We start from the raw sequence: 26,455 nt of genomic DNA on the forward strand, positions 1-26,455 counted from the left end.
TTCAACGCTGTTCTGAAAACAGGAAAGCGGCCATGTTAGCCGCTTCCTTTTCAGTACAGTAAGTCAGATTGAGACATCAGCGGGACTGCCCTCCATCACCGCTGGCAGTAAGGCTGGAGGCCGGTGCAGTGCCATAGAACTCCTCGGCGGTAAACACATCCACTTCAATGGCTTCCAGGCCGGCCACGCGAGCCTCAATCAGCCGGGCTTTTTGGGTCTCGCTAATCACACCTTTCTCCGCCGCAAGCTCAGCCAGATCGTCGGTATTGCCACGTGGCAATTGCTTGCTGTACTGAGCTTTACGGATTAGTTCGCGCAACGGATCAGCCTCGCCGGTCAGACGAAATGCTTTCAGCAGACGGCCAAAACCTGGTTCGCTTTCCGCTGGCAGGTAGTTGCCTTTATTCAGGCGTAGATACTGCTCATCAAGTTTTTGTACGGTTGCTGCAGCGGCAGCGCTTTGTGCATCCGAAGGGTGATGGGCCAGTGGATTGATCATTAACCACCAGCGCCCCACTGTGCGCAGAATAAAGCCCATCGGCCCGCCGAAGTTTTCATAGATGCCTTCGAAGGCGGTTTGCACCTGTGCCATGGCGTGTTGGCAGGCGTAGTCGAGCAGGGGTAGATCCTCTCGGCGTCGGCCTTCGGCCTCGTAGCGTCTCAGGGCGGATACGGTTAATAGCATCCAGGCCACTGCATCAGCATAGCGCCCGGTCAGATTGCCGCGGGATTTCAACTTGCCGGATATCAGAAACATGGCAAGGTTCGTCATCAGACCAAAGCGGCTTGCCGCCCAGCCAAGGCGGCGATACCAGTGCCGCGTTTCTGGTGCCACATCTGGTATTGATACGGTGAAGTGACCTCGGGTTACGCCACGTAGCAAAGTCATCAGGAAGCCGGAGACAAATTGCCAGATCCAGCCCAGCAGGTTGCTCCGAAACCCGGATACATCATTGCTTTCCACCGCCTGTACCACTTTATAGGCATACGGATGGCAACGGGTGGCGCCCTGTCCGAACACCATCAGTGTGCGGGTCATGATGTTGGCCCCTTCCACAGTAATGGCCACCGGTGCGGAACAGTAGTTACGCCCTACCACATTATTGGGCCCCTGCATCACCGCAGCGCCGGCAAGCACATCCATGGCATCGATGCCGCACTCGCGAGTAACTTCGGTGGACCACGCCTTCATAATTGCAGAGGCCACTGGTGGCTGAATCCCGGCATCAAGCGCAGAGCAACCGAACACGCGAGCGCCTTCGAACATGTAGCTCAGTGCGGCAACCTTGCCGACCTTGGCGGAGATGCCATCCATTTTGCCAATTGGAATACCGAACTGCTGGCGCACCATGGAATAGGCGCCCATGGCGGAAGCCGCAACGCTCATGGAGCCGATGGCGGAGGCGGGCAACGATACCATGCGACCGCCGGCCAGAGATTCCATCAGCATCTTCCAGCCCTTGCCGGCATAGTCGATACCGCCAAGAATGTCTGTTGCAGGGACAACGACGTCACGGCCAACGATGGGGCCGTTTGGAAAGGCATCACCGATGGGTTCGTGATGGTCGCCAATGTGCAGCCCCGCCACTCCTTTCTCGATCAGCACCACAGTGATGCCCACATCCTCACCCTTGCCTAGCAGATTATCCGGATCCCGTAATCGTACTGCGAGAGAAATCAGGTTGGAGATCGGTGCCAGAGTGATATAGCGTTTGCGGAAATTCAGGCGAAATTTAATTTCACCATCCTCATCGCGAAACACTTCACCATCCGCCTTAATAGAGGCAGCGTCCGACCCGGCGGTAGGTTCTGTTAAACCAAAGCAGGGAATAAACTCACCACTAGCGAGTTTCGGCAGGTAATACTTTTTTTGCTCTTCGGTGCCGTAGTGATGCAGTAGCTCAGCGGCACCCAGTGAGTTAGGAATAACTACCAGAGCACTCAGAATGCCAGAGTAGGGAGTGATCTTCGCCATGACAGAGGACTTGCCCAGCGTGGAGAAAGGCATGCCCCCGTATTCCTTATCGATCTGCATGGCAAAGAAACCGTTCTTGGCCAGAAACTGCATAACTTCATCTGGCACTTTGCGCTGCCGTGACAGTTTGTAGGTGTCACAAAGGCGCAGGAGCTCTTCCACCGGGCCGTCAAGAAAATCCTGCTCGTTTTGTGGCAGCTTGTCGTAATTTTCTTTGAGTATTTTTTCGAAGTCAGGACGGCCAGAGAAAAAGTCGCCGTCAATCCAGACGTCACCGGCTTCCAGTGCCTGACGTTCGGTATCCGAGATCTGAGGCAGGATTTGATTATCCCGCATCCAGTCTAGTAGTAGAGAAAACATGGCTACACTCCTGTGCAAATTGTGCAGCCACTGTAACAGACAAAAAACAAAGGCCGCGTGAGCGGCCTTTATTCTTCTGGACTGACTGGTCAGGCCGCTTTTTTCTCGAGAACATCGGACAGCATACTGTCGAGCTCTTTCAGGTATTGGCTGTTGTCGTGATCCCACGGGTGGAAGCCTGGTTTAAACCAGTCCAGCCACGGTTTGACTACTTGCCGCAGAATCCCTGGTTTGCCCCACTGGTGCTGAAAGCTGGTCCATAGACCTTTAATGGCTTTTCTGCCGCCCTTGAGTCCGCCAGTACGGCGCAGGTTTTCCATGTAGTACGGGTATAGAATCGCAAGAAAAATGCCAGTGGCAATTGGCAGGGTAATGGTTCGTAGCGCATAGGCCTGCAGGGTTTTCCCCATCACCTTGCTGTACAGGTCAAAGGCCACTGCTTTGTGCTCTGTTTCTTCCAGTGCGTGCCATTGCCAGATAGCCTTGTAGCGTGGCTCGGCACCTTCAAAAAATACGTCGCTGTTATCCAGCAGGGCTCCACCGAGAATAGCGGTCAAATGCTCTAGCGACACGGTGGCCGATAGCTGGAAGATTTTCGGTGTTCGTTTCTGGATGAAATTGAGTAGATCAAGAACGAACTTCTCCTGAGCCATAGCTGGCATACCCGCCTGCTCCATCATTTCATTCATTTCTTCGTGTTCGCGACCGTGCATGGCCTCCTGACCAATAAACGCGGTGATCGCTGATTTCAGCTCGGCATCATCCGTGGCGTGGTCGCGGAAGTGACGCACTGAATCAATGAAGAAGCGCTCTCCCACGGGAAAGAATAGGCTCATGGTGTTCAGAAACTGGCTCACATGCATGCCGCTACCGTGCCAGTCAGTGACGCGGTCGGCGGGCAGCTTGAAACGGATATCGCGACGAATTGGTTGAACTGCAATAGCCATAGCGACGGTGCCTCTCAAATGATTACATTGACCGATGGTACAGTCGTCAAAAGAGGGATGCCAGCACTTGTCTAATACTTTATTGCTACTCGGCTTGACCGGAATGACCGATTCGAATGGGCGCAGATGTCAACCAAGCAATCGCTTGGTCGGCACTGCCAGTCGTTTAGGGGGCAGGGTTAGCGAGAATCAAGTCACCACCTTCCAGCCCACCTGTAACAGCACTTGAATCGCTGATATCAGCCAGCATGCCGATCAGGGAGTCATCCACTTGCGGGCCGCTGCCCGGTGGACATAACAGCGGCAACAGGTCATTGCAGAGGATGGTATCGAGCAGACTGACCAGTACACCGTCCTCGCCAAGAAGGTTGATGGAGTTTGCACTGTCGAGCAGGAACGGGATCCCGGCGACGATAAACTGGCCAGCCGGAGCGTCGATGGTTTGAATGGCTCCGCGCAGTGATACCAGTTGGTCGGCTACGGTTTCTCCCTTAACTACAACAAGGCCGTCGCCGTTTATAAAGCCAGTCAGCAGGGCGGTACTCCCATCGGTCAGTCCGTCCAGCACCGAACCATCGCCAACTGGTAGGCCTATAAGTGGTTGGCCGAGCACCATTACCGTGCCGTCCTCAAGGCGCACCAGCGGAGCGATAATTTCGAATAGGTCTAGTTCGTCGCGAAGCTGCAGCCGGCGCGCCTCCAGCACACCAGTTGCGGTATCCAGCACGCCGTCCACCTCCAGGCGGGTACCTAGTTCCAATGACGCCAGAGTTGCAAACAATACCGGCAGGACATTGGTCAGATCGACTATCTGGCCATTAAGACTGATTTGAACTGGCAAACCGCTACCCGCACTAAGGTGAATCCCGGTGATATAGCCATCGGCGGTCGCCGGCAGGGTGGCTGGGGCATCTTCACCGAACAGGCTCAGGCCATCGGCCAGGCACAGGACCTCAGTGACGCCGGAGAGCGCATCGCCCTTGCTAAAACCAGCCTGTGGCTGGGCTCGCACCAGCACCTGCTGACCATTAGTCAGAGGTCCATCACAAGTAATAGCTGGCGACAGGATTTCAATTCGTTGATCGCCAATGCTGAAGCCATGCATATCCTTGTCTTCTATCCGGCCTGTGAGCTGCCAGAACGGCGCTGCCGGGGCGCTGGCAATACGGCTGGCGCGGATCTGGCCGGTCTGATCTCGCTGGCCGGCCACCTTGATATCCTGTCCCGCGAGTAAATTCGCCAGTACGACGTTATCCAGCAGGGTATCGGCGGAAGTGCGCACCGGCTGGCCGAGTACCGCCAGCGGCTCCAGTGATGTGATCGGGCCAATCACATTGTGGTTGGCCACCAGTTTGCGGATTGTACCGCTGGTCATTTCTACGTTCGCGTCTTCGCCAAGGACAAACTCGGCCACAAGGCCCAGAGGTAAGCCCTGACCCGTCGGGTTAATGGTATTCGGAGCTACCAACTCGCCGTCGAGCCAAATCAAGGCGTCTTCGGCGATCTGGTAATAGCGGTGTTCGTTGACATAAAGGGAGCCGTATCCCGTAGTGGTGCCGGAGCCAGAGCCGCCAATACCACCCTCAGCCACGTCGCCGTCACCGGAGCCACCGATGCCTCCCTCCGTGACCCGCGTGGAGCCTGGGTCACTGCATCCCACCAGCATCAATAGCAGGCTGCTGAGAACAGTTGAGGAAAGGCACTTGAAGCTCATTGCTGTCCCTCCTCCGGAAGGGACTGGAAGTAATAGATCCCGACTCCAGCGCGTGCCTGACCAGTGCCCTGAACGGCAGGATTGGTGTCACGGTCGCGCTGACGCAGCCATTGGTCAAACTCTACCAATAGCTCGTGACCTCGCTCTGAGGCCAAGCGATGAAACTGGTCGAGAGATTCTACCGGCAGATTGTTATAGGAGACTTTCATCTGGAAGCGGCTGCCGCCCGGCGGCGCATTCAGGTTGTAGGAAATGGTTTCTGCCAGATCGCCTACGTCGGTACCGAGAATGCTCATGATCTGTGCTTCATCACGGCCAGGGACATAGCTGCGGGCATGCAGGGTAACCTGACGTTGTTCGTCAATGCTGGTAATGCCTGCTTGGGCCAGCTCGTCGAGTACGGCCCGCGGTGGCAGGTCGCCGCCACAGTGGTCTACCAGAGCGCTAAACGATAGAGGCTGGCCGTCAAACGGCAGCACCTTGGGTTGGCCTGGTTGGCTGGCAAACGGTGCTTCGTTGTTCCAGGTGGAGACCAGCCGTGCCGCGCGGTGAAATTGCTTGCCCAGATCACGGTCTGTGAGCTCCGGCTCACGCTTGATACGAAGTACTTCCTTACGCGACAGGCCAGTAACTACGGCAATGCGACTGTTGGTCTGCTTGCGCTCATCAAGACGAAAATGCTGGTCTGCCACCTCGACAAATACCTGCCGGGCGATCTGGTCGAAGGTCGCGTAGGACACCTTGTTATGCAGCAAAACCCGAACGATCGGGCGTAGCAGTCGGGCCAGTGCGAGCAGGATAGTAGAGGTTGTATTTTCCATATTTGGGAAAATATGACCAACCTTATGGCTGGATGCAAGGCGAATCTGATGACCGGTGGTTCATCCGTCAAGCGACTCCTGACGGATTAACGGCGTAGACGTTTCACCATTACGACGAACTGGCGTGGCTCATCGTTGAACAGAGCTTTCGCAAGTTTACTGCACTGACTAACCACATTGCCGATTTCCCGACGAACCAGATGCGAGACATAGGCACCTCGCTCGGGGTCATCATCAGTCCAGTCAAGCTCATTCACTGCTAGCAGCAGACGGTCGAGATCGTGCAGTCGACCAAGCTTCTTGCCAAGCCGGGTGATGTCATCGGTGAGCCGTTCAAGTTTTGCCGATTGGGCATAGACGGGCAGGGTCAGGCTCAGGTATTTGGTCCACTTGCGCAGTGCATGCCAGTGCTGAATATCGTCGCTACGCAGTGCTGTGCGGGTCAGTCTATGGGCTTTGCGATAGAGTCGGCCATAGCCCTCGGCGAGCAGTATGTTGCTATCCACACTAATGTCGAGAGATTGCCAGCGCTGCCTGTCTTGTTGCCAGCACTCATGCAGCTGTGCCGCGGTTGCGGTGCCGCGGTCTGCTTCTTGCTTCTGGCTGCAGAGCTTGTCCAGAGTGGCAGTTAAGGCTTTACGGGCATCCTTGCTTGGCGCTTTCTGGCAAAGGCGCTCAAGGGTTTGGATGATGACATAGCGATCACGTGCTTCGCTCAGAGTGGCCGCTGCATCACGTAGTTCGTTAATAGACTGTTTCGCACGATTGTCATCAAGCAGAGGTTTGATCACTTGCCACAGGGCGCGCAGTTCCTTGCTTGCCACCCGGATGCCATGAATGACGTCATCTCCGAGTATCTCATCGTCAGCGAGCATTTCGGAGACATCGTCGTGAACCTGCAAGGCGTGTTGGACAAGGGGCTCAATCGCGGATTTGGACATTACGTATTCTCGCTGCGGGCGAATCCTTCGCACGGACCTTTATCCCTACGGGGGCAACCTTGCCCGGTGCATGCATTGGCATCAAAAGAAACTTTTATGACAGTAGCAATATTACCAACTGCGGTAAGGTTTCTGGCTTAGCTGGCTGTTGAAGTAGCGGGGATCATCGCTGACTTCCTCACCCAGCCAGTCTGGGCTGACAAAGGTTTCCTGTTCACTGGCCAGTTCGATTTCTGCCACTATCAGCCCCTGGTTGTCTCCGGCGAACACATCCACTTCCCAGGTGTGGTTGCCGACCTTGACCCGGTAGCGGGTTTTGTCGATGCGGCCCTGACCACAAAGGGCCAGCATGGCCAGAGCATCCTCGGCCGGGATCGGGTACTCGAACTCCGCCCGGCGGATACCGGTGCTGCGCCCTTTAATGGTGAGAAAGGCCTGATCTCCCGCCAGGCGAATCCGCACGGTGGCTTCAGGAGAGTGGCTTAGATAGCCCTGACAGATCCGTTGACCTTCCAGATTCTCCAGAAATGCAGTTTCACGCAGTAGAAACTTGCGCTCGATTTCTGTGGCCATGGTTCACTCCAGATGGTTGTCTGGCAGAGTGTCGTCGCCACTATTGTCCAGTGCCAGCTGGTTGAATGCGACGTGGATTCCAAGTTGGCGAAACCGGGAGATCAGCTGGTCCGGCAAATAGAACGCCGGATCATCCATAAAATAGTACTGTGACACGCCAACGCCACAGCGATAGCGCTGCTGTAGCTGCTGTAATGTCGGGCCGAGCCGCTCAAGTTTTAGTATCAGTTTCTCAAAGTGATCGCTATGACTGGCGTAGTGGTCCAGACCGCTACTGATAATCCATCGGTTCTCGGTGCGCGTTGCCTCCGGCAGAACTGCGGAATAGCTCTCGCCCTTACGCCAGATCTCATCCGGTTCCCGGCCAGCCAGCAGGGTAATAGCCAGAGGCTCGTCCTGGTAGCCGAATACAGCAAAGTAAACATGATGTTCAGTCATCCCGCAGCCCCTGCCGGGTCCTGTTTTATACAGCAGGATACGGTAACACCTCATGCTATACTTCGCGCCCTCTGAATCCTGCCAATACGGAACGCCGTGACCGACCTGCCGTTGTTGCAAGCTGACAAGTTGACCTGCGAACGCGACGATCGTGTCCTGTTTGATGGCCTGTCATTCGCTGCCCGGGCTGGAGAGGTATGGCAGTTGGCCGGGCCGAACGGCTCTGGCAAAACTACCTTGATGCGTATTATTGCCGGCCTGCATGGTGACTTCTCCGGGCACGTGGATTGGCCGGCGGCCCGCTCCGCTGGGCAGGATCCCCGTCAGCAGCTGCTCACTATTGGCCATCGCCCTGGGCTGAGAGTCGAACTGACAGCGCTGGAAAACCTGCGTTGGTGGTTGGCTCTGCATCAGTGTGTTCTTGACGTGGCTCAGGCCGAGCAAGCGCTGTCCCGTGTGGGTCTGGCCGGCTATGAAACTGTGCCAGTGGCGCAAATGTCTGCTGGTCAGACCCGCCGCGTGGCGCTTTCTATGCTTTGGTTGGTAAACAAGTCTGTGTGGTTGCTGGACGAACCTTTTACTGCTCTGGATGTCGATGGCGTGGCGTTGATTGAAGCGCGCTTGCGAGAGCTGGCAGATGCTGGCGCGCTGGTGCTGTATAGCTCGCACCACAGGGTTAACGGTGACGCGCGTCAGATTCGGCTCGGCGACGGCCGCGGAGAGGTAAGGTGAGTTTTACTGCGACCATGCAGCGGGAGCTGTTGCTGGCATGGCGACGTCCTGCGGAAATTATCAACCCGCTTTTTTTCTTCGTCATGGTGGTGGCGCTGTTTCCCTTGGGAGTGTCGCCACGGCCTGAGTTGCTGGCAACGCTGGCTCCGGGAGTGGTCTGGGTGGCGGCGTTGCTGGCGGTATTGCTGTCAGTGGATGGGCTGTTTCGTGCCGACCACGATAGCGGCGCGCTGGAGCAGCTCTTGACTGCGCCGCAGAGCCTGTATGTGCCGGTGCTGGCCAAGCTGGCGGCGCACTGGATGCTGACCGGGCTGCCACTAGTGGTGATGGCACCATTGCTCGGTTATATGTTGCATTTGCCGGAGCAGGCAATCGGTGTGCTGTTCATCGCGGTGCTGCTGGGTACGCCCACATTAGTTGCCATTGGCGCCATTGGTGCGGCATTGACGGTATCTCTGCGCAGTGGCGGTATTCTGTTGTCATTACTGGTGCTGCCGCTATACGTGCCGGTGCTGGTGTTCGGTGCCGGGGTGGTCAGCTACGCCGCAAAAGGTTTACCGGTATCCGGTGTTCTGGCTTTGCTCGGTGCCATGATGCTGGCCTCGTTCACTCTGGCGCCGGCGGCGGTGGCGGCCGGTTTACGAATCAGTTCGGGAAATTGATGATGGTCTGGAAAACCCTGACACGCTGGTATCACCAGCTCGGATCGCCCCGTTACTTCTATCGGTTTAGTGAGGTTTTGCTGCCTTGGTTATGGCCGATAGCCCTGCTTACTACGGCCGTCGGGTTGGTATGGGGGCTGGCGTTTGCGCCGGAGGACTATCAGCAGGGCAATAGCTATCGAATTATTTTTATTCACGTGCCGGCAGCTGGTGGTGCATTACTCGGTTATGTCGCAATGGGTGTGGCTGGGTTGGTGAATCTGGTTTGGCGAATGAAAATGGCCGAAGTGATGATCAAGGCGATTGCTCCCTTTGGCGCTGTGCTTGCGGCCATTGCCCTGATTACCGGGGCAATTTGGGGTAAGCCCACATGGGGCACTTACTGGGTTTGGGATGCACGCCTGACCTCCATGCTGATCATGCTATTTCTGTATCTCGGTGTGATGGCGTTAATCAATGCCATTCCGGACCCTCGCCAGGCTGGCCGTGCTGCAGGTCTGCTATCTGTGGTGGGTGTGATCAATGTGGTGATCGTCAAATACTCGGTGGAGTGGTGGCAGAGCCTGCATCAGGGCAGCACCATCAAGCTAACCGGGGGTAGCACCATGCCGGCAGAGATGCTGACCCCGTTGCTGATCAGCATGCTTGGCATTTATTTGCTGTTCGCGGTTTCGGTGCTGTGGCGAGCTCGCGCTGAGTTGCTTTGGCGCGAACGTAAGAGCGCATGGGTGAAGGAGCTGGTGTGATGTACTTTGAATCTTTTGCTGCTTTTCTGCAGATGGGAACTCATGGGCCTTTTGTTTGGTCTGCCTACGGGATTTCTGCACTGCTAATAGCCACTAATATGTGGTTGGCGTATCGGCGTCAGCGTTTGGTGTTGAACGAAATCCGTCGGTTGGCGCGACGGGATCAGGGCAGTTTGTAACGGCTGCATGACTGGAGGAACTGAATGAACCCGCTTCGCAAGCAACGGTTGCTGATTATCGTCGGTGTGTTAGCCGGTCTGGGCATCGCCGTAGGCCTGGTGCTGTATTCATTGAGCCAGAACATCAATCTTTTCTATACGCCCCAACAAATTGTCAGCGGTGAGGCGCCAGAGGGTGCCCAGATGCGGGTCGGTGGGCTGGTGGTGGACGGCTCGGTACGACGTGATAAGGATGGTCTTGGTGTGCTATTTGATCTGACTGATGGCGTCGGCACTTTTACGGTCCGCTACGAGGGGATACTGCCTGACCTGTTCCGTGAGGGGCAGGGCATTGTTGCCAACGGGACACTTGTTCGGCAGGACTACTTTGAGGCGGAAGAAGTGCTGGCCAAGCATGATGAGCTCTATATGCCGCCGGAAGTACAGCAGGCACTGGAGAAGGCGGGGCATCCGGGAGCCAAGCCTGAGCAGGCCGAGAAAGACGGCTACTGAGCCGCCTTTGCCGAAGCAGGCTATGGCGCCCCGGCAGGGGCGCTTTTTCGTTGCAGTCTTTTTCTCTAACCACTGGCGATAAAACTGCTTCAGCCGCTAAAGTGTCGTTATTACCAAGTTGCCCACAGGAAGCAATATGACCCACGTCGTTCTGGTCGTTGAGGATATCAAGGATTGGGCCGCTTACTACCCCGCGCGCCATTTGATGACCGCCAATGAATATCTTGATGGTGGCACCCAGTTTCCTCCGGGCAGGGTGCAAGTCATCAATTTGTGCAGAAATTACCGCTACCTCAGTCCCGGCTATTATACCTCGCTGCTAGCAGAGGCTCGTGGGCACAGGGTGCTTCCGTCCGTACGGACCGTTAACGACCTGTCGCGCAAGTCTCTTTACGGGCTTCACTTTGAGTCCTTTGATGCGGCCCTCGACAAGGCAATGAAAAAGCATAGTGAATCCAAGGATCGTTTCTCTATAAAGCTTTACTTCGGGCAGACTGAGCATCAAGGCATTCAGGAGCTTGCCCGGCAGATTTTTGATCAGTTGCCCGCACCAATTTTGCAGCTCGAGTTTCGGCGCCGCGAAGAGTGGAATATCGAATCAGTAAAATCCGTCGGCTTGCACCAGCTTAAGGGCAAGGAAGAGGATGCTTTCGCCGCAGCAATCGAGGCGTTCAACGCTCGGGTATGGCGTAAGTCCAGTAGCCGCCGAAAATTTCGTTACGATCTTGCAGTGTTGGTCAACGAGAACGAAAAGCTGCCGCCGTCTGACCCGGTTGCTTTAAAGCGCTTTATCAAAGCGGGAGCCGAACTTGGCATCAATGTTGAGTTGATTGGTCGAGAAGACTACCCCCGCCTGGCGGAATATGATGGCCTGTTTATTCGCGAAACCACAGCGCTGGACCATCACACGTATCAGTTTGCCCGCAAGGCAGAAAAGGAAGGCATGGTGGTCATGGACGACCCTGGGTCCATCTTGCGTTGCACCAACAAGATCTATTTTGCCGAGCTAATGCAGGCGCATAAGGTGCCGGTGCCGAAAACCCGTTTCCTGTTCAAGGATAGCCGGGTGGACGCTGAGGCGTTGGTGGAAGATTTGGGCTTGCCCGTAGTGTTAAAGATTCCTGACGGCTCTTTTTCACGAGGAATCAGCAAGGTAGATAGCGTTGAGAAGCTGGATAACGCACTGGTGGAGTACTTCAAGCAAAGTGCAGTGGTGTTGGCTCAGGAGTATATGTATACCGATTACGACTGGCGTATTGGTGTGCTCAACAAAAAGCCTCTTTACGCCTGCCAGTATTTTATGAGCAAGGGGCACTGGCAGATATACAATCATTCACAAGGGAAAACGGTCAGTGGTGGTTATAAAACCATGGCCATACAGGAGGTTCCGGCCAAGGTTTTGCGTGTTGCCACCAAGGCGGCTCGATTGATGGGTAATGGCTTGTATGGTGTTGATATGAAGCAGAGCGGCGACCGAGTCGTGGTGGTGGAGGTCAACGATAACCCGAATATCGACTCCGGAGTCGAAGATAAATGGCTTGGCGAGGATCTATACCGGCAGATCATGCTGGAGTTCTTGCGCAGGATGGAGGCTCGTCGTCTCGGCTTGCCGGTCTAGAGGAAGGTAAAATTTGTTTTGCATTTGTTGCGGACTGATTTGCTGCACTGGCATTCCAGCGGCTCCTTGTTAGACTGCCGCCCATGGTTAACGTGGTTCTCTCTCTGGCGGCATTATTTCTCAGCATCGCTCTGCTAATTGGTGGCAGCGCCATGCTGGGCACGCTGGTGTCTCTGCGGTTGGAGTTTGAGGGCTTTGCCGAAACCTCCATTGGTTTGATTCTGGCGTTTTACTCCATTGGTTTCGTTATGGGGGCGACCTGGGGCAGTGCGGTGATTCGCAGTGTCGGCCATATTCGGGCCTTTTCAACCTATGCTGCGATTGCCTGTGCGGTGACCCTTTTGCATCCACTATGGGTGTCTGAGTATGCCTGGGCGGCCATGCGGCTGGTGATGGGTTTCTGTCTGGCCGGCTTGATGACTGTTACAGAGAGCTGGATTAATGACCGCGCAACCAATGAGTCCCGAGGCAAGCTGTTAGGGCTCTACACGATTAACTTCTATATGGCTTCGGCGTTAGGCCAGCTGCTTGTTGGTGCCAGTGATCCCACCAAGGCGGTGGCGTTCAGTGTGGTGGCTATTCTGGTTGTGTTATCGCTGGTGCCCCTGTCGTTGACTCGTGGTTTGGTGCCAATGTCGCCTTCACATACTGCCGTGCTCAGTATGCGAGCTTTGTCTCGCGATGCGCCGGCGGGGGTTACCGGCGTCCTGGTTGCCGGAATCGCGATAGGTGCATTTATCTCTCTTGCTCCTTTGTACGCCATGCGTGGAGGGCTGGATACCGCTGAGCTATCACGGTACATGGGCTTTTCGGTGGTTTGTGCGATATTGCTGCAGTGGCCTGCTGGTTGGTTATCGGACCGCCTCGGCAGGCTGACGGTATTGGCAGGGCTGCTGGGTGCGGGCAGCGTGGCAGCTATGTTAGTGGCATTCTTTGGCAGTGTTTCTACTCCTTTGATGTTTCTGTCTAGTGGTCTGTTTTTCGCTGTGGCCACCAGTATGTATCCGGTCAGTGTGGCGCTGACCAATGACCAGCTGCCCAACGATCAGCTAGTGGCCGCCTGTGCCGGGCTGTTGAGAATTTATGGCGTTGGCACTATTGCTGGCCCACTGATCGGGGCCTGGCTGATGGGGGTATTTGGCGCAGCGGCCTTGTTTGTCTTTATCTCTGTTTGCCTACTTGTTGGCGCGCTTGCGGTGCAATACCGCTTCCGCGCGGCCGATATGGTCCCGCTGGGCGAGCAGGGCGACTATGCTCCAGTAGTGCCGGTATCTTCACCAGTAATTGTTGAGCTGGACCCTCGTAACGAAGAGTTCGAGCCTCATCACCCCGGCGAGCCAGCGGACTGGGATATTGCTGATCATATCGAGATGTTGCTGCCTGATCAGGAGTATGTGCAGGCCGAGGATGGGGCTGCAGAGGGGGGGCTCCCGGAAACAGGAGTCTCCCCCATAGAATTGGCCAACGATGAGCCGGGAAACAGGGGTTAATCCCGGTAAAGCTAATGCTTCTGAGTACAGCGTTTCTGTTGTCTCTTTGTACCTTGTCTTGGATGCCTCAGGCGGATTTCCTATAGTGGATCAGTGGCAGTCTATGCCCGATAGAAATACTGCGCCCAGACGTTGTGGCGGCAGCCCAGAGGATCGTTCAAATGATTATCAGAATTTTGCGGAGCATGCTGTTGCTGTTGGGCATGCTTGGTTTGATCAGTTGTGGCGGCGGCAGCGGCGGCGGTGGTGCTGACGAAGACACTCTGGTGGTGGTTCAGGGGCAGGTGATTAATGGTCCGCTGGTTGGCGCCACAGTTTCCATTACTGATGGGACTGACACGGTGCTTGGTTCAGCCATCACGGATGCGCAGGGCAACTTTAGTATACAGCTGACCAATCCGGTCTCGCCTCTACTAGTGGTGTCTGATGGCGGCACGCTTGATGGTGTCCCTTATTCGGCACAATTGCGTGCCTATTGCTCAGTTGATGAAGATAGCGCAACGCTAAGCTGTCATGTCACGCCCTACAGCAGCCTTATTGCACAGCTTGTTGATGCGGACCCGGAGCTTTCTGTGCAGCAAGCGGCGCAGAAGGTGTTTGATGTTTTCGGTCTGGATGAAGACCCCTTCGTTTCGGATAACGCCGAGCCTGACTCGGTGCCTCTTTACTTCTTTGATCTTGATGCAGCACGTGCAGCTATCAATGGTGGCGCGGGTTTATCCAGTTGGCTGGACTCAATGGCCGCATGGGTGAATGCTCCGTTCGTTGGCGCCGCCCCTGAGGGGACGCCGGTGTATCGAGTTTTACTGCGTCAGAGAACGCTTGGCGGAACCGCTGGCCCGGACTATGTGGATGTTCCCATGGGAGGTGTGGCGCAATTCAATATGGTGCCGGATGCCAACTATGTGGTGGAGAGCACTCGCGGTTGTGGCGGTAGTTTGGACGGTACTGTTTACACCACGGCGCCAATTATCAGTGCCAGCGCTGTGACTGGTGTGTGTCAGGTTGAAGTCTGGTTTGGTTTGGAGAAGTTTTCTGTCAAATATGTTGCTGGAGAAAACGGTTCTATCACTGGAGACGCGGAACAGTCGGTTAGCTATGGATTTGACTCCAGCGAGGTCATTGCAACCCCTGATACTGGCTATGAGTTTGTCGCTTGGAGTGATGGTTGGGTTGATAGTGACCCAGAAAATGTGCCTCCGGTTAAGCGTAGTGATACTAATATTACGGAGGATTTGACTGTTACGGCGATCTTCCAGCGCCAACAATTAACGCTGACGTACCAGGCAGAAACCGGTGGCACCATCACGGGCGATACAGAGCAAACGGTTTTCTACGGTGAAGATGCCACTGAAGTCGTGGCTGCGCCGACGGCTGGCTACGATTTCGTTCGCTGGAGCGATGGCCTTTTGACCCCGCAACGTACCGATAGAGTGGTGACATCAAGTGCCACATTAACGGCATCTTTTTCGGCCAGACCTGAATCAGTACCTTGGTCGCAGGGCCTTCATGATGGTGATATCAGTGTTCGGGTTCAGGGGCCTACCCGTGTTGAGCTTGATTGGCCGACTCAGCCAGATACAACCTATGATTTATATATCGCTACTGACCCAGAAACTGTGCTGGATCAGTACGCGTTGTTTGGTGCCACCTTGATGGCTGATGTGGTGCCACCGCTGACTATCAACGGCCTGACCGCTGAGCAGCCCGTATATCTCGCTTTGCAGGCTAATGACGTTCTTAGCGCATGGACCAGCTTCGTACCGCGTAGCTGGGGCCTGAATGGATCCGTTTTCGCGCAGGCACGTGACCCGCTGGGGCAGCGTTTTGTTGGCGGAAACTTCGCCCGGGTGATTCAGAATGTTGGAGGTGCTTTAAGCCTGCCGTCTGCGACGTTTACCTCGCTGCCAGATCATGGATTGGCCTTTCCGGATGTTAATGGCGTGGTTTACGCCGTTGCCGCAGATGGGGTAGGTGGCTGGTACATCGGCGGTCAGTTTTCCTCTGTAAATGGCGAGCCGCGCCAGAACCTAGCCCGCATTGACAGTGCGGGAAATTTGCTGGACTGGGCCAGCTCCGTGGGCGGTCCAGGGGCGGTGGTGAAATCGCTGTACAGTAGCGGTCTCCAGTTGGTGGTTGGAGGGCTCTTTAGCAGTGCGGCGGAAGCAGGCGAGGCAGGAGCCCCACGTAGTAATCTGGCTTTGTTTAATGAAAGCGGCGAGCTGGATAGCATCTTTGCACCGGTTGTTAACGGAGAGGTTCGGGCCATCACAACTTTCAATGATGCCATTCTTGTGGGCGGCAGTTTTACCATGATTGGCTCTGTTGATGCCGGTGGCATTGGCCTGATTTCGTCGGACGGGACCGCAGTCCAGGCGCAGGGCTCCTTCAATGGCCCCGTGAATACCTTGCTTATTACTGACAGTCAGCTCGTTGTTGGTGGCGAATTCACAGCGGTTACCGTTAATGGTGACACTCAGCCCCAAAGTCTGCTGGCGGAATTTGAACTTTCTGAAACTTTCTCTCTGCCGTCGCGCTCTTGGTCATTTACCGGTCCGTCTGGGATGGCAGTAAATGCTCTGCTGGAAGCTGATGGCCGGCTGCTGGTCGGAGGGTCTTTCACTGCTATTGATGGCAGCCCACGGGGCGGCTTTGCCGTGATTGATGCGGATGACGGCGTGCTCGACTCTGCGATTGCAGTCGATGGGGTGGTGAATGCGGTGGTTCTGTCCGATGGAATTATTTACCTTGGCGGTGATTATGGCTTGGCGACCGGTATCAATGGTACCCAGTCGCGTACTTCATTGGCGGCCTTCGATGAAGCCGATAATTTGTTGGACTGGAACCCCGGCTTAAGTGGTGAGGTCGATGCTCTCATCACAGAGAATAGTGTGGTCACCGTGGCGGGCCAAATTCGCGGTGCATCGGCGCAGCCAAGAGAACGTCTGGCTGCCTTTGATGCGGATGGCAATCTGCTGCCGTGGGCGCCGGCAGCGAATAATGATGTGTTGTCATTGGTCGTTCACGGTGATGCAGTATATGCCGGCGGACGTTTCGATCAGATGGGTGAGTCAGTGGCGGACACAGGGCGCGCTTATCTGGGCGCACTGGATCGTCAGGATGGCACCTTGCTGCCATGGAATCCGGGCGCCGATGGTGAGGTCAATGCGCTGCTTAGTGCGGGTGCTGTGATTTATGCCGGCGGTAACTTCAGTGACGTTGGAGGGCTATCTCGCCAGAACCTTGTAGCCATTGACCTGACTGGTGTTCCGCTTGTCTGGAACCCGGGGGCCAACGGTAGTGTTGATGTCTTGCTGGCGGATGGCGGTGCTATATATGCGGGTGGCCAATTCACTTTAGCCGGTGGCGGTGTTGCAGATACTGCACGCTCCTATCTGGCGGCGTTTGATACAGATGGAGATCTGCTTGGATGGAATCCAGCGGTGGATGGCCGTGTGCGCAGCATGGCATTGCTCAACGGCGACATTTATGTCGGCGGCGACTTTGCCAATGCGGGAGCAGCGGTTGCTGATACTGCGCGGGAAAATCTGGCGGCGTTTGATTCGCTTGGTGGTCTGCTGGCATGGAGTCCCGGGGCAAATGGCAGCGTTGTCGGGCTATCCGCTGCGGATGATGTGATCTACGCGGTGGGTGACTTTACTCAGGTGGCGGGACAGCCAAGAGTCGGTCTGGCAGCGCTGGACTCACTGGCTGCCCTGCTTGACTGGAATCCTGCCGATATTGTTCAGCCATACTCTGTCCAGGCGGCCGATGGTTTGATTTCGGTAACCGGTGGCTTTACCCGCCTCAGTGGCGTGGTTGACGCACCGCGTTCGGGACTGGCTCTGTTTGATGACTCTGGGGAGTTATTGGCGCGCTGAGATTGGCAACAGACGATAAAAAACGCCGCATGATGCGGCGTTTTTTATGGGAGGCAACTGCGGATTAACCGTAGGTGCGATCCAGATATTCAATAATCGCTTTTGACTCGAACAGTTCTGTCCCGGTATTTGGGTCAATCAGATAGGGTACCGCGACACGGCCGGCACGCTCAATCAGGGCTTGCCGATTGCGCTGGGTCGGCTGGTAATCCGGCATAAGCTTTCGCCGCATTGGCGGCATAAGCCAGTCGGCAGGCTGGTCGCGGCCAACCTGACGGAGAATGTGCGGCAGCTCAAGTTCAGTCATTCGCTCGCGCACCAGACGGGCAAATGGGCTCGCTTCAAAGCTGAACAGCTCCAGTGGCTGCTCTGCCTGACGGACGTTGCCGTCGGCTCGAACGCCTCTGCCACGGCGTAATGCCGATGCGGCAAAAGAAGCCGGGGTGCGCATGGCCTTCAGTTTCCAGCGCTGGGGGGCCGGCTGATTGCCATATGTTGAGTATAGGTATTCGACGATGTCGGCGGACTCATACATAGCCTCGTCTGTGTTTGGGTCGAACAGGAACGGGAACTGCTGCTTGCCGCCCAGACGCTCAACCAGCGGCCGGAATACGCTGCCATTCTTCGGGCAGGGGTAGATCAGCGCGTCTATATCGAGGTCAGTCAAGGCTTCACGCACTACCCGGCAAAATGGGCAGCCTTCCATATCGTAGATTTCCAGCATTTCCTCAGGCTGGCGTCCGGCGCTGCCAATACGGATGCCGCGGCCCTGGCCGGCAACGGAGGCGAGTAGTGAGGTGGCGACTTCAAAGGCGTGGTTCATATAGGTCTCCCGTTGGATGTCGGCAAGGTAGAGGGGCGGGGCGGCAAGGTCAACGGCGTAACAGGCCGGAAAGCAGCAACCGGGCTAGTGACCAGAGTTGATTATAAGGTCAAGCCCTTTGAGCATTCCTGTCATTGTCCGCCGGACTGAGGTTCAGGCAGTCTAGCGCCTCCCCCGGCATCAGCCGGTTTCTGCAAGCTTTTGATAAGGCGAGAGGAGTCGTCTCCATGACCGAAGCCTATATTTACGATGCGATTCGCACCCCGCGTGGCCGGGGCAAGAAAGATGGTTCCCTGCATACCGTTAAGCCGATTGATCTGGTGGTAGGCCTGATTCATGAGATCAAGGCCCGTTTCCCGAACATGGACCCGGCGCTGATTGATGATGTGGTGATGGGTATTGTGTCGCCGCTGGGTGATCAGGGCGGCGTGCTGCCGAAGATTGCCGCGCTCAAGGCCGGCCTGCCGGAAACGGTATCTGGTTTGCAGGTCAACCGTTTCTGCGCCTCTGGTCTGGAAGCTGTGAATCTGGCTACCCAGAAAGTACGTTCAGGCATGGAAGATCTGGTGTTGGCAGGTGGTGTCGAAGTGATGAGTCGGGTGCCGATGGGCTCCGACGGTACACCCTGGGCCATGGATCCGGAGACCAACTATGAAACCGGATTTATTCCGCAGGGTATTGGTGCCGACCTGATCGCCACTATCGAAGGTTTTTCCCGCCGTGACGTGGACGAGTTCGCAGCTTCTTCGCAGAACCGTGCCGCTGCGGCCTGGGACAAAGGCTACTTCGCCAAATCCGTAGTACCAGTTAAAGATATGAACGGTTTGGTGGTTCTTGACCGTGACGAGCACGTACGCGCTGGCACCACAGCTGACACGCTGGCTGGTCTGAATCCGTCGTTCGCCATGATGGGTGAGATGGGTGGCTTTGATGCGGTCGCTCTGCAGAAATACCACTGGGTTGAGAAGATTGATCACGTCCACACCCCGGGCAACTCCTCCGGTATTGTTGATGGCGCCACTCTGGTGCTGATCGGATCGAAGGAAATTGGTGACAAGATTGGTGCCAAGCCGCGTGGCCGCATTGTCGCCACCGCAGTAAGCGGGGCCGACCCGACTATTATGTTGACCGGCCCGGCGCCAGCGTCCTTCAAGGCACTGGCCAAGGCTGGCATGAAAGTCAGCGATATTGACCTGTTTGAAATCAACGAAGCCTTTGCCTCCGTGGCCATGCGCTACATGAAAGACATGGGCATCAGCCATGACATTACCAACGTCAATGGCGGCTCCATCGCCATGGGGCATCCGCTCGGCGCCACCGGCGCCATGATTGTCGGAACCGTGCTGGACGAGCTGGAGCGTCGTAACAAACGTTTCGGCCTGTGCACCCTGTGCGTGGGCGCAGGCATGGGTATCGCCACCATCGTTGAGCGCCTCTGAGCGGCCACCGGACACGGAGAATTTTGAAATGACAGAATCAACCATTCGCTGGGAAAAAGACGCGGATAACATTGTCACCCTGATCCTGGATGACCCGCAGCAGTCCGCCAACACCATGAACGAGCGCTACACCCGCTCGATGAACGAGACGGTGGCGCGTCTTGAGAAAGAGAAAGCCGACATCGCCGGCGTCATCATCACCTCGGCAAAGAGCACATTCTTTGCTGGTGGTGACCTGAAGGACCTGATTAAGGTCACCAAGGCCGATGCAGGCAAGATGGCTGAAGGTGGTCGCATCCTCAAGGGCGACCTGCGCAAGCTGGAGACCCTTGGTATTCCGGTGGTTGCTGCGCTGAACGGTACCGCTCTCGGTGGTGGCCTGGAAATTGCTCTGGCATGTCATCGTCGTATTGCGTTGAACAATCCGAAGGCTCAGTTCGGCTTGCCGGAAGTGTCTCTGGGCCTGCTGCCTGGCGCCGGCGGTATCGTCCGCACCGTGCGCATGATGGGTGTGCAGAACGCACTTATGAATGTGCTGCTGCAAGGTCAGCGCATGAAGGCGGATAAGGCCAAGCAGGTCGGCTTGATCGATGAGATCGTCGATACCCCGGAAGAGATGATTGCCAAGGCGAAAGAGTGGATCAAGGCTAACCCGAAGAGCCAGCAGCCGTTCGATGTTAAAGGCTACAAAATCCCCGGTGGCACGCCGAGCGTACCAGCATTTGCCATGAACCTGCCGGCATTCCCGGCCAACCTGCGCAAGCAGATCAAGGGCGCTAACTACCCGGCTCCGAAGGCGATTATGTCCGCCGCAGTTGAAAGTACCCAAGTGGACGTGGATAACGCCTTCAAAATCGAAGAGCGCTATTTCATCAGTCTGGTTACCGGTCAGGTTGCGAAGAACATGACTACTGCGTTCTTCTTCAACCTGCAGGCTATCAACGCAGGTGCTAGCCGTCCCAAAGATGTGCCCAAGTTCAAGGCTGAGAAGGTCGGTATTCTTGGCGCTGGTATGATGGGTGCGGGTATCGCCTATGTCACTGCGCGCTCTGGCTCCGTGGCCGTGCTTAAGGATATTTCTGCCGAGAACGCCGAGAAGGGTAAGGACTACTCGCGCAAACTGCTCGACAAAGAAGTATCCCGCGGCAAGATGACTGCCGAGAAGAAAGAAGAAATCCTGTCGCGCATTATTGCCACCGCAGACCCCAAGGACTTCGAAGGTGTCGACTTTGTTATTGAAGCAGTGTTTGAAAGCACTGAGCTGAAGCACAAGGTCTTTCAGGAAATTGAAGGCGTGGTCAAGCCGGACGCGGTGCTTGGCTCTAACACCTCGTCGCTGCCAATCACCAATCTGGCCAAGGGCGTCAAGCGTCAAGCGGATTTTATCGGCATTCACTTCTTTAGCCCGGTCGACAAAATGCCGCTGGTTGAAATCATCTGTGGCGAGGAGACTAGCCCGGAAGCGCTGGCCAAGACCTACGATTACGTGCAACAGATCAAGAAGACGCCAATCGTGGTTAACGATGCCCGCGGCTTCTTTACCACCCGTGTGATCGGCACCTTCGCCAATGAAGGTATCGCCATGCTGGGTGAAGGCCTGAGTGCCCAGTCCATCGAGCAGGCTGCCATGCAGGCTGGCTATCCGGTGGGCACCCTGAATCTGATTGACGAGATCAACATGGAAACCGCACTGCGTATCGGCAAGGCGGCCCGTGATGATGCCAAGGCCGAAGGCAAAGAGCCCATGCCTGAGCATCCCGCCGAGAAGGTAATGAAGAAGATGGTCGAAGAGCTGGGCCGTCCGGGCAAAGTTCAGGGCAAGGGCTTTTACGATTATCCGGAAGGAGGCAAGAAGAGCCTCTGGCCGGGTCTGAAAGATGCCTTTGGCGGTGACAAGGACATTCCCTTCGAGGACATGAAGGAGCGTCTGATGTTCGTCGAGGCCATCGAGGCGGTGAAGTGTTTCGAGGAGGGCGTCATCGAAGCAGTGGCTGATGCCAATATCGGCTCTATCTTCGGAATCGGCTTCCCGGCCTGGACCGGTGGCGTAATCCAGTTCATTAACCAGTACGAGGGCGGCTTGGCCGGCTTCGTCAAGCGTGCCAATGAACTGCAGGCTAAGTATGGTGATCGTTTTGCCGTGCCGAAGCTGCTAGCTGACAAGGCTGCCAAGGGCGAGATTTTCGTCTGATCTGGTGGCTTTCTGGCAAACAAAAAAGGCCGGGCACGCATGCCCGGCCTTTTTTTTGGTCACAGTGGGGCCGGCCTGCTACGGCATGCGACCGGTTGCCGAGCCCACGGGAATCGCTGCATACTGGCCGTGAAGACAGCAAGCACTATGGCGGGACGAGCTCGGCTGACAGCGAGGCCCATTGCTGGGCTTGAGCCATGCGGTGTATGGGGCCGTTGCGAAACATATCTGGTGTCTGGGGCGCCGGACTAGAAGAAAGAATAACAACTGTTGGGGGCTGAAGATGGGCAAGCGTCAGGGTGATGATAACAAGACCTTTTTCAACAGCGACCGGTTCTTCAATGAGGGCGGCAAGTGGTTTTTCACCACTCGCGAGGGCCAGCTGAAGGGGCCGTTTGATAGCCGCAAAGATGCAGAGCAGGAGCTGATGCTTTATCTGCGTGCCCTTGAGGAGCGGGCTAAGTTCGGTCTGAACCCTTGAGCCTTTTCACGTCACCACTACATGTCTGAGTGCAAGCTCGTGGCATGAAAGTGTTCATTTCCAGTCTCGATAATGTGGACATCCCCTTGCTGAGAATTCGCTCCCTCGGTCTCGGTTTATATACCGTGGAAGTCACCCTCAGTGACGGCTGGGCTGTGGTCTGTGACGATCAGGGGGAGGTGTTGCGCTTCACAGGAATGGAGTGGGCCCGTCGCCGCCTGAGTCATTTGAAGGTGCGGCGTGCGGTACTGCACCATGCCTCCGCTTATCACGAGATGATAGGTGCAGAGGAAAGCAGGCCGGGGCCATTGGAAGTTCCAATAAGTTGGCCAGCAGATGGTCACTGAAACGCCGTTATAGTGTTTCCGGGTGCTCCACTAGCCACTCGCCGCGAGCAAAAATTCTTCTCCGTTTATCTTCATCCATCCTTTGCCAGTTGCGGTAAATCATGGCCATACGCGGGTGGCGTGAGAAACGTTCCTGATGGCGGCTGATAAAGTGCCAGTAAAGAGCGTTCAGGGGGCAGCTATCGCTGTTCTCTGATGTGGTCACATTGTAATGACATTGACTACAGTAGTCGGACATCCGTTGAATGTACTTGCCGCTGGCTGCATAGGGTTTTGAGCCGAGCATGCCGCCGTCGGCGTGCATCACCATACCCAGAGTGTTTGGCAGTTCTACCCATTCATAGGCATCCGCATACACCGCCAAGTACCAGCTATGGATTTCCTTCACATCAACACCCAATAACAGGGCAAGATTTCCTGTCACCATCAGGCGCTGGATATGATGCGCATGCGCGTGTTCCCGGGTGGCTCGCACTGCTTCGCTAACACAGCGCATTTGCGTTGGTGCGCCCCAATAAAGAGGTGGCAGAGGCCGCTGGCTGGCCAGTGCATTTTGTTTTGAGTAGTCCGGCATTTTTAGCCAGTAAATGCCTCTTACATACTCGCGCCAGCCGAGAATCTGGCGGATAAACCCTTCCGCAGCGTTCAGTGGTGCCTTGCCATCACGCCAGGCTTGCTCTGCGGCCTGGCAGGTCTCCAGAGGCAAGAGCAATCCCGCATTCAGGTATACCGACAACAACGAATGAAACAGGTGGTCATGATGCAGACTCATGGCATCCTGATAATCACCAAACCATGGCAGTGCATTGTCGATAAAATAGCTCAGAGCGGTCAGGGCCTGCTCACGGGTTACCGCAAACACAAATGGTTCTGCATCGCCAAAGTGGTGTGAGAATTCCTGTTTGACCAGCTCAGCCACCTCCGCGGTGATTGGGTCTGGAGCAAAGTGAAGGGGAGCGGGGCAGGCTGGTTTGCCCTCATATCGAGCCCGGTTTTCGCTATCAAAGTTCCACCTCCCGCCCTCGGGCTCACCCATAGCCGTCATCAGCAGGCCACTGCGTTGGCGCATTTCCCGATAGAAATATTCCATGCGTAGTTGTTTCCTCCCTGCGGCCCAGCGCTGGAAATCAGCGTGACTGCAGAGAAAGCGCTGGTCTTCAAGCAGGGTAACGGGCACGCCCAGTTTCGACGGCCATTGCTGACGCATTTGCTGGTCTAGGCGCCATTCGCCGCAGCGGGTAATCAGCACTTCCTGAGGCTGACGGTTTGCTGCACTTTGCTGTAGAGCATCACAGAGGGAGGCAAGACCCATCTGGTAAGGGTAGTAGTCCACCTGCCAGCCTTGTTGGCGCAGCTGTGCCGCAAAGTGGCGCATGGCGGAGAACATGAAAATGATCTTCTTGGGGTGGTGAGGAACGTAACTGGCTTCCTCCCGTACCTCGGCCATAACAACTGTGTCGCAGAGTCGATCAGCGGCGTTTAGAGAAGAAAGACTGGCGCTGAGCTGGTCGCCCAGCACCAGAACAAGACGGCTCATCGATTGGTGACGAGGGCGAGAAACTCTCTACGTGCTGCGTCGGATTCGCGCAGCGTACCCAGCATTACTGACGTGGTCATGGAGGAGTTTTGCTTTTCTACTCCCCGCATCATCATGCACATATGCCTTGCTTCTACGATGACACCGACGCCAAGTGCCCCGGTGACCTGCTGGACCGCATGGGCAATCTGGTGGGTCATATTTTCCTGAATCTGCAGGCGTCGTGCATACATGTCAACGATGCGGGCGAATTTCGACAGGCCCAGCACCTTGCCACTGGGGATGTAGGCAATATGGCAAACCCCTGTGAATGGCAGCATATGGTGCTCGCAGAGTGAATACAGCTCTATATTGCGGACCACCACCATCTCGTCGTTGTCTGACGCGAACACAGCACCATTGACGATATCTTCAAGGTTCTGGCGATAGCCATTGGTTAGGAATGCCATCGCTTTGGCTGCTCGCTTGGGAGTATCCAGCAGGCCCTCGCGGCCTGGATCTTCACCCAGTTGAATTAGAATGTCTTGATATAGCGACTGCAGGGATGTGGTGTGATCCAGTGGCGCCATGATGGCTCTCCTTCAGGTGACGGACCATCATCAACAGAAGTTGATCAACAACGCGTCAATCGTTGCCGCGACTAGCTTGAGGCTGGCATGCTGCAGTAACGATGCAGCAATGCGGTGAGTTCACTGGGACGCACCGGCTTGGCAAGGAACTGGTCAGCGCCGGCATCAAAGGCCTGCTGCCGCCAGGATTCGCCGCTATTGCCAGAGATAATCAGTAGTGGCAGGGAAGGGGACTGATTGCGGATATCCCGGGCCACCTGATAGCCGTCGAGGCCTGGTAGCTCCACATCTATTATGGCCATGCGGATATCGCGCTGACTGAACAGGCGCAGTGCGGCCTCTCCGTCAGCCGCTATCACGTACCCCAGTCCGGCTTCTTCGACAATGCGAGACAGCAACAGGCTAACGGGCTTGTTGTCTTCAACAATCAGAACATTCATGGCAATTCCCTGAGCCGGCATCTTTCAGCAATGCTGATTGCCGGTGCTGGTCTGCAGTCTGACTGAGTCTAGCGGCAAACCGCAGTCAGGTGGAACTATTCAGCAGCGCTAATTTGCTGCCTCGGTTCAGCTATTCTGCAGATTAGCCATAATCGCCATTAATGCTTGCTGGCCGCTGGCTGGGTGGTCCGCATCGGTGAAATCGGTGATCTCTGCCCACTTGCCATCAATCTGTTCTGCGCTGAGCGGGGAGTTGATGGGGAAGCCGTGGCCACGGGAGCGCTCCCAGCGCAGTTTGCCGGCCCAGCCGGCACCGACCTCATACAAGCCACCCGTGTCGGTGTGGTTCTCGTGGCACAGTTTTACCAGCAAAGGCGTCACGAACTCCGGCTTCAGCTGTTCAAGGATCTGCGGCGGCATGATGGTGGCGGTCAGGCGGCTACCAGCAATTGGAGCGATTGTGTTGACCACAATGTTTTTCTTTGCCCCTTCAATGGCAAGGGTTTGCGCCAGACCATGAAGCCCCAGTTTGGCCATGGCGTAGTTGGCCTGACCGAAGTTACCGTAGATGCCGGCGGCCGAGGCGGTAAAGACAAGCCGACCATATTCCTGCTCGCGCAGGTGTGGCCAGGCAGCGTGACTGATCTTGAAGGCGCCTTTGACATGGACGTTGTAGACCAGATCCCAGTCCTCCTCGGTCATATTGTGAAAGGACTTGTCACGCAGGATGCCGGCATTATTGATGACCACATCAATACGGCCGAAGTTATCCAGAGCGCACTCGATTATCCGGTCGCCATAGGTAACCGAGTCATGGTTAGCGACGGCCTCACCACCCGCCGCAGCGATCTCCTCGACGACTTGATCGGCGGCCGTCTTGCTGGCGCCGTCACCAAACGCTGAACCGCCCAGGTCGTTGACTATCACTCGTGCGCCGCGCCGGGCAAACTCCAGCGCATGACTTTTACCCAAGCCGTTGCCAGCGCCGGTGACCACTACCACACGATCGTCAAATCTGAGTTCAGACATAGTATTTCCTGTTGTTTACTGCTGTCCTGA

24 protein-coding genes are annotated in these 26,455 nt (G+C 55.9%); 12 read left to right on the forward strand and 12 right to left on the reverse strand.

The features are described from left to right. Positions 1-76 precede the first annotated feature (76 nt). From J1C54_RS09670 to J1C54_RS09700, 7 genes are all read right to left on the reverse strand, one after another. On the reverse strand, positions 77-2,335 hold the full coding sequence (locus J1C54_RS09670; RefSeq protein ID WP_229146893.1) for an acyl-CoA dehydrogenase: 2,259 nt from the start codon (positions 2,333-2,335) through the stop codon (positions 77-79). Positions 2,336-2,424: 89 nt separating this feature from the next. Next, positions 2,425-3,282 carry a metal-dependent hydrolase gene (locus J1C54_RS09675; RefSeq protein WP_229146896.1) on the reverse strand — a complete coding sequence of 286 codons (858 nt, stop codon included), beginning with the start codon at positions 3,280-3,282 and terminating at the stop codon, positions 2,425-2,427. Positions 3,283-3,448: 166 nt separating this feature from the next. Beyond that, positions 3,449-4,996, reverse strand: coding sequence for a DUF5666 domain-containing protein (locus J1C54_RS09680; RefSeq protein WP_229146898.1), 1,548 nt, complete (start codon positions 4,994-4,996; stop codon positions 3,449-3,451). Continuing rightward, positions 4,993-5,817 (reverse strand): DUF6502 family protein, encoded by an 825-nt coding sequence (locus tag J1C54_RS09685; protein ID WP_229146899.1) that lies wholly within the window; start codon positions 5,815-5,817, stop codon positions 4,993-4,995. The genes J1C54_RS09680 and J1C54_RS09685 overlap by 4 nt, the downstream gene beginning before the upstream one ends. Before the next feature lie 86 nt (positions 5,818-5,903). Continuing rightward, a complete protein-coding gene (locus tag J1C54_RS09690; protein WP_229146900.1) occupies positions 5,904-6,758 on the reverse strand; it encodes a CHAD domain-containing protein in 855 nt (284 codons plus the stop codon). Between the two features lie 111 nt (positions 6,759-6,869). Further along, entirely contained in the window at positions 6,870-7,331 is a 462-nt protein-coding gene (locus tag J1C54_RS09695) for a CYTH domain-containing protein (RefSeq protein ID WP_229146901.1), read from the reverse strand. A 3-nt stretch (positions 7,332-7,334) separates the two neighbouring features. Continuing rightward, a complete protein-coding gene (locus tag J1C54_RS09700; RefSeq protein WP_229146902.1) occupies positions 7,335-7,769 on the reverse strand; it encodes a DUF4279 domain-containing protein in 435 nt (144 codons plus the stop codon). A 96-nt stretch (positions 7,770-7,865) separates the two neighbouring features. Here J1C54_RS09700 and ccmA point away from each other — a divergent pair, with 96 nt between their 5' ends. The 8 genes from ccmA (at position 7,866) to J1C54_RS09740 (ending at position 17,569) form a co-directional block, all read left to right on the forward strand. Continuing rightward, positions 7,866-8,501, forward strand: coding sequence for a cytochrome c biogenesis heme-transporting ATPase CcmA (gene ccmA, locus J1C54_RS09705; protein ID WP_229146905.1), 636 nt, complete (start codon positions 7,866-7,868; stop codon positions 8,499-8,501). Positions 8,502-8,515: 14 nt separating this feature from the next. Beyond that, positions 8,516-9,163, forward strand: coding sequence for a heme exporter protein CcmB (gene ccmB / locus J1C54_RS09710; RefSeq protein ID WP_229147123.1), 648 nt, complete (start codon positions 8,516-8,518; stop codon positions 9,161-9,163). Between the two features lie 2 nt (positions 9,164-9,165). Next, positions 9,166-9,909 carry a heme ABC transporter permease CcmC gene (ccmC, locus tag J1C54_RS09715; RefSeq protein WP_229147125.1) on the forward strand — a complete coding sequence of 248 codons (744 nt, stop codon included), beginning with the start codon at positions 9,166-9,168 and terminating at the stop codon, positions 9,907-9,909. Continuing rightward, on the forward strand, positions 9,909-10,088 hold the full coding sequence (gene ccmD, locus J1C54_RS09720; RefSeq protein ID WP_229146907.1) for a heme exporter protein CcmD: 180 nt from the start codon (positions 9,909-9,911) through the stop codon (positions 10,086-10,088). The genes ccmC and ccmD overlap by 1 nt, the downstream gene beginning before the upstream one ends. Positions 10,089-10,112: 24 nt before the next feature. After that, complete coding sequence (ccmE, locus tag J1C54_RS09725; protein ID WP_229146911.1) at positions 10,113-10,580, forward strand: cytochrome c maturation protein CcmE; 468 nt, start codon at positions 10,113-10,115, stop codon at positions 10,578-10,580. Positions 10,581-10,716: 136 nt separating this feature from the next. Continuing rightward, positions 10,717-12,198, forward strand: coding sequence for a RimK family protein (locus J1C54_RS09730; protein ID WP_229146913.1), 1,482 nt, complete (start codon positions 10,717-10,719; stop codon positions 12,196-12,198). A gap of 83 nt (positions 12,199-12,281) precedes the next feature. Then, positions 12,282-13,688: an MFS transporter gene (locus tag J1C54_RS09735; RefSeq protein WP_229146916.1), complete on the forward strand. Its 1,407-nt coding sequence runs from the start codon at positions 12,282-12,284 to the stop codon at positions 13,686-13,688. A gap of 161 nt (positions 13,689-13,849) precedes the next feature. After that, positions 13,850-17,569 (forward strand): hypothetical protein, encoded by a 3,720-nt coding sequence (locus tag J1C54_RS09740; protein WP_229146918.1) that lies wholly within the window; start codon positions 13,850-13,852, stop codon positions 17,567-17,569. Positions 17,570-17,633: 64 nt separating this feature from the next. On the opposite strand, the gene J1C54_RS09745 is transcribed toward J1C54_RS09740, so the two are convergent. Then, positions 17,634-18,392, reverse strand: a complete 759-nt coding sequence (locus J1C54_RS09745; RefSeq protein WP_229146921.1) for a glutathione S-transferase N-terminal domain-containing protein — start codon at positions 18,390-18,392, stop codon at positions 17,634-17,636. A gap of 227 nt (positions 18,393-18,619) precedes the next feature. On the opposite strand from J1C54_RS09745, the gene J1C54_RS09750 reads away from it, so the two are divergent. The 4 genes from J1C54_RS09750 (at position 18,620) to J1C54_RS09765 (ending at position 22,850) form a co-directional block, all read left to right on the forward strand. After that, the gene (locus tag J1C54_RS09750) at positions 18,620-19,831 is read left to right on the forward strand and encodes an acetyl-CoA C-acetyltransferase (RefSeq protein WP_229146924.1); all 1,212 of its coding nucleotides are present in this window, start codon (positions 18,620-18,622) and stop codon (positions 19,829-19,831) included. 28 nt (positions 19,832-19,859) lie between these two features. After that, entirely contained in the window at positions 19,860-22,022 is a 2,163-nt protein-coding gene (locus tag J1C54_RS09755; protein ID WP_229146927.1) for a 3-hydroxyacyl-CoA dehydrogenase NAD-binding domain-containing protein, read from the forward strand. A 283-nt stretch (positions 22,023-22,305) separates the two neighbouring features. Beyond that, the gene (locus J1C54_RS09760; RefSeq protein ID WP_229146929.1) at positions 22,306-22,503 is read left to right on the forward strand and encodes a DUF6316 family protein; all 198 of its coding nucleotides are present in this window, start codon (positions 22,306-22,308) and stop codon (positions 22,501-22,503) included. Between the two features lie 44 nt (positions 22,504-22,547). After that, the gene (locus J1C54_RS09765; RefSeq protein WP_229146931.1) at positions 22,548-22,850 is read left to right on the forward strand and encodes a DUF6482 family protein; all 303 of its coding nucleotides are present in this window, start codon (positions 22,548-22,550) and stop codon (positions 22,848-22,850) included. A gap of 7 nt (positions 22,851-22,857) precedes the next feature. On the opposite strand, the gene J1C54_RS09770 is transcribed toward J1C54_RS09765, so the two are convergent. The 4 genes from J1C54_RS09770 to J1C54_RS09785 form a co-directional block, all read right to left on the reverse strand. Further along, the gene (locus J1C54_RS09770; RefSeq protein ID WP_229146934.1) at positions 22,858-24,387 is read right to left on the reverse strand and encodes a cryptochrome/photolyase family protein; all 1,530 of its coding nucleotides are present in this window, start codon (positions 24,385-24,387) and stop codon (positions 22,858-22,860) included. Next, positions 24,384-24,956: a GTP cyclohydrolase I FolE gene (gene folE, locus J1C54_RS09775; protein ID WP_229146938.1), complete on the reverse strand. Its 573-nt coding sequence runs from the start codon at positions 24,954-24,956 to the stop codon at positions 24,384-24,386. Before folE ends, J1C54_RS09770 begins: the two co-directional genes overlap by 4 nt. A gap of 71 nt (positions 24,957-25,027) precedes the next feature. Continuing rightward, a complete protein-coding gene (locus J1C54_RS09780; RefSeq protein WP_229146939.1) occupies positions 25,028-25,396 on the reverse strand; it encodes a response regulator in 369 nt (122 codons plus the stop codon). A gap of 126 nt (positions 25,397-25,522) precedes the next feature. Further along, the gene (locus J1C54_RS09785) at positions 25,523-26,425 is read right to left on the reverse strand and encodes an SDR family oxidoreductase (RefSeq protein ID WP_229146940.1); all 903 of its coding nucleotides are present in this window, start codon (positions 26,423-26,425) and stop codon (positions 25,523-25,525) included. Between the last annotated feature and the right edge of the window lie 30 nt (positions 26,426-26,455).

Source organism: Alcanivorax sp. 1008, assembly GCF_020667895.1.
Lineage (GTDB): Bacteria > Pseudomonadota > Gammaproteobacteria > Pseudomonadales > Alcanivoracaceae > PGZG01.

Bases quoted from the DNA above. Each gene is read 5' to 3' on its own strand.
- J1C54_RS09670 (WP_229146893.1), bottom strand. From the start codon at position 2,335: ATGTTTTCTCTACTACTAGACTGGATGCGGGATAATCAAATCCTGCCT.
- J1C54_RS09675 (WP_229146896.1), bottom strand. From the start codon at position 3,282: ATGGCTATTGCAGTTCAACCAATTCGTCGCGATATCCGTTTCAAGCTG.
- J1C54_RS09680 (WP_229146898.1), bottom strand. From the start codon at position 4,996: ATGAGCTTCAAGTGCCTTTCCTCAACTGTTCTCAGCAGCCTGCTATTG.
- J1C54_RS09685 (WP_229146899.1), bottom strand. From the start codon at position 5,817: ATGGAAAATACAACCTCTACTATCCTGCTCGCACTGGCCCGACTGCTA.
- J1C54_RS09690 (WP_229146900.1), bottom strand. From the start codon at position 6,758: ATGTCCAAATCCGCGATTGAGCCCCTTGTCCAACACGCCTTGCAGGTT.
- J1C54_RS09695 (WP_229146901.1), bottom strand. From the start codon at position 7,331: ATGGCCACAGAAATCGAGCGCAAGTTTCTACTGCGTGAAACTGCATTT.
- J1C54_RS09700 (WP_229146902.1), bottom strand. From the start codon at position 7,769: ATGACTGAACATCATGTTTACTTTGCTGTATTCGGCTACCAGGACGAG.
- ccmB (WP_229147123.1), top strand. From the start codon at position 8,516: ATGCAGCGGGAGCTGTTGCTGGCATGGCGACGTCCTGCGGAAATTATC.
- ccmC (WP_229147125.1), top strand. From the start codon at position 9,166: ATGGTCTGGAAAACCCTGACACGCTGGTATCACCAGCTCGGATCGCCC.
- ccmD (WP_229146907.1), top strand. From the start codon at position 9,909: ATGTACTTTGAATCTTTTGCTGCTTTTCTGCAGATGGGAACTCATGGG.
- ccmE (WP_229146911.1), top strand. From the start codon at position 10,113: ATGAACCCGCTTCGCAAGCAACGGTTGCTGATTATCGTCGGTGTGTTA.
- J1C54_RS09730 (WP_229146913.1), top strand. From the start codon at position 10,717: ATGACCCACGTCGTTCTGGTCGTTGAGGATATCAAGGATTGGGCCGCT.
- J1C54_RS09735 (WP_229146916.1), top strand. From the start codon at position 12,282: ATGGTTAACGTGGTTCTCTCTCTGGCGGCATTATTTCTCAGCATCGCT.
- J1C54_RS09740 (WP_229146918.1), top strand. From the start codon at position 13,850: ATGATTATCAGAATTTTGCGGAGCATGCTGTTGCTGTTGGGCATGCTT.
- J1C54_RS09745 (WP_229146921.1), bottom strand. From the start codon at position 18,392: ATGAACCACGCCTTTGAAGTCGCCACCTCACTACTCGCCTCCGTTGCC.
- J1C54_RS09750 (WP_229146924.1), top strand. From the start codon at position 18,620: ATGACCGAAGCCTATATTTACGATGCGATTCGCACCCCGCGTGGCCGG.
- J1C54_RS09755 (WP_229146927.1), top strand. From the start codon at position 19,860: ATGACAGAATCAACCATTCGCTGGGAAAAAGACGCGGATAACATTGTC.
- J1C54_RS09760 (WP_229146929.1), top strand. From the start codon at position 22,306: ATGGGCAAGCGTCAGGGTGATGATAACAAGACCTTTTTCAACAGCGAC.
- J1C54_RS09765 (WP_229146931.1), top strand. From the start codon at position 22,548: ATGAAAGTGTTCATTTCCAGTCTCGATAATGTGGACATCCCCTTGCTG.
- J1C54_RS09770 (WP_229146934.1), bottom strand. From the start codon at position 24,387: ATGAGCCGTCTTGTTCTGGTGCTGGGCGACCAGCTCAGCGCCAGTCTT.
- folE (WP_229146938.1), bottom strand. From the start codon at position 24,956: ATGGCGCCACTGGATCACACCACATCCCTGCAGTCGCTATATCAAGAC.
- J1C54_RS09780 (WP_229146939.1), bottom strand. From the start codon at position 25,396: ATGAATGTTCTGATTGTTGAAGACAACAAGCCCGTTAGCCTGTTGCTG.
- J1C54_RS09785 (WP_229146940.1), bottom strand. From the start codon at position 26,425: ATGTCTGAACTCAGATTTGACGATCGTGTGGTAGTGGTCACCGGCGCT.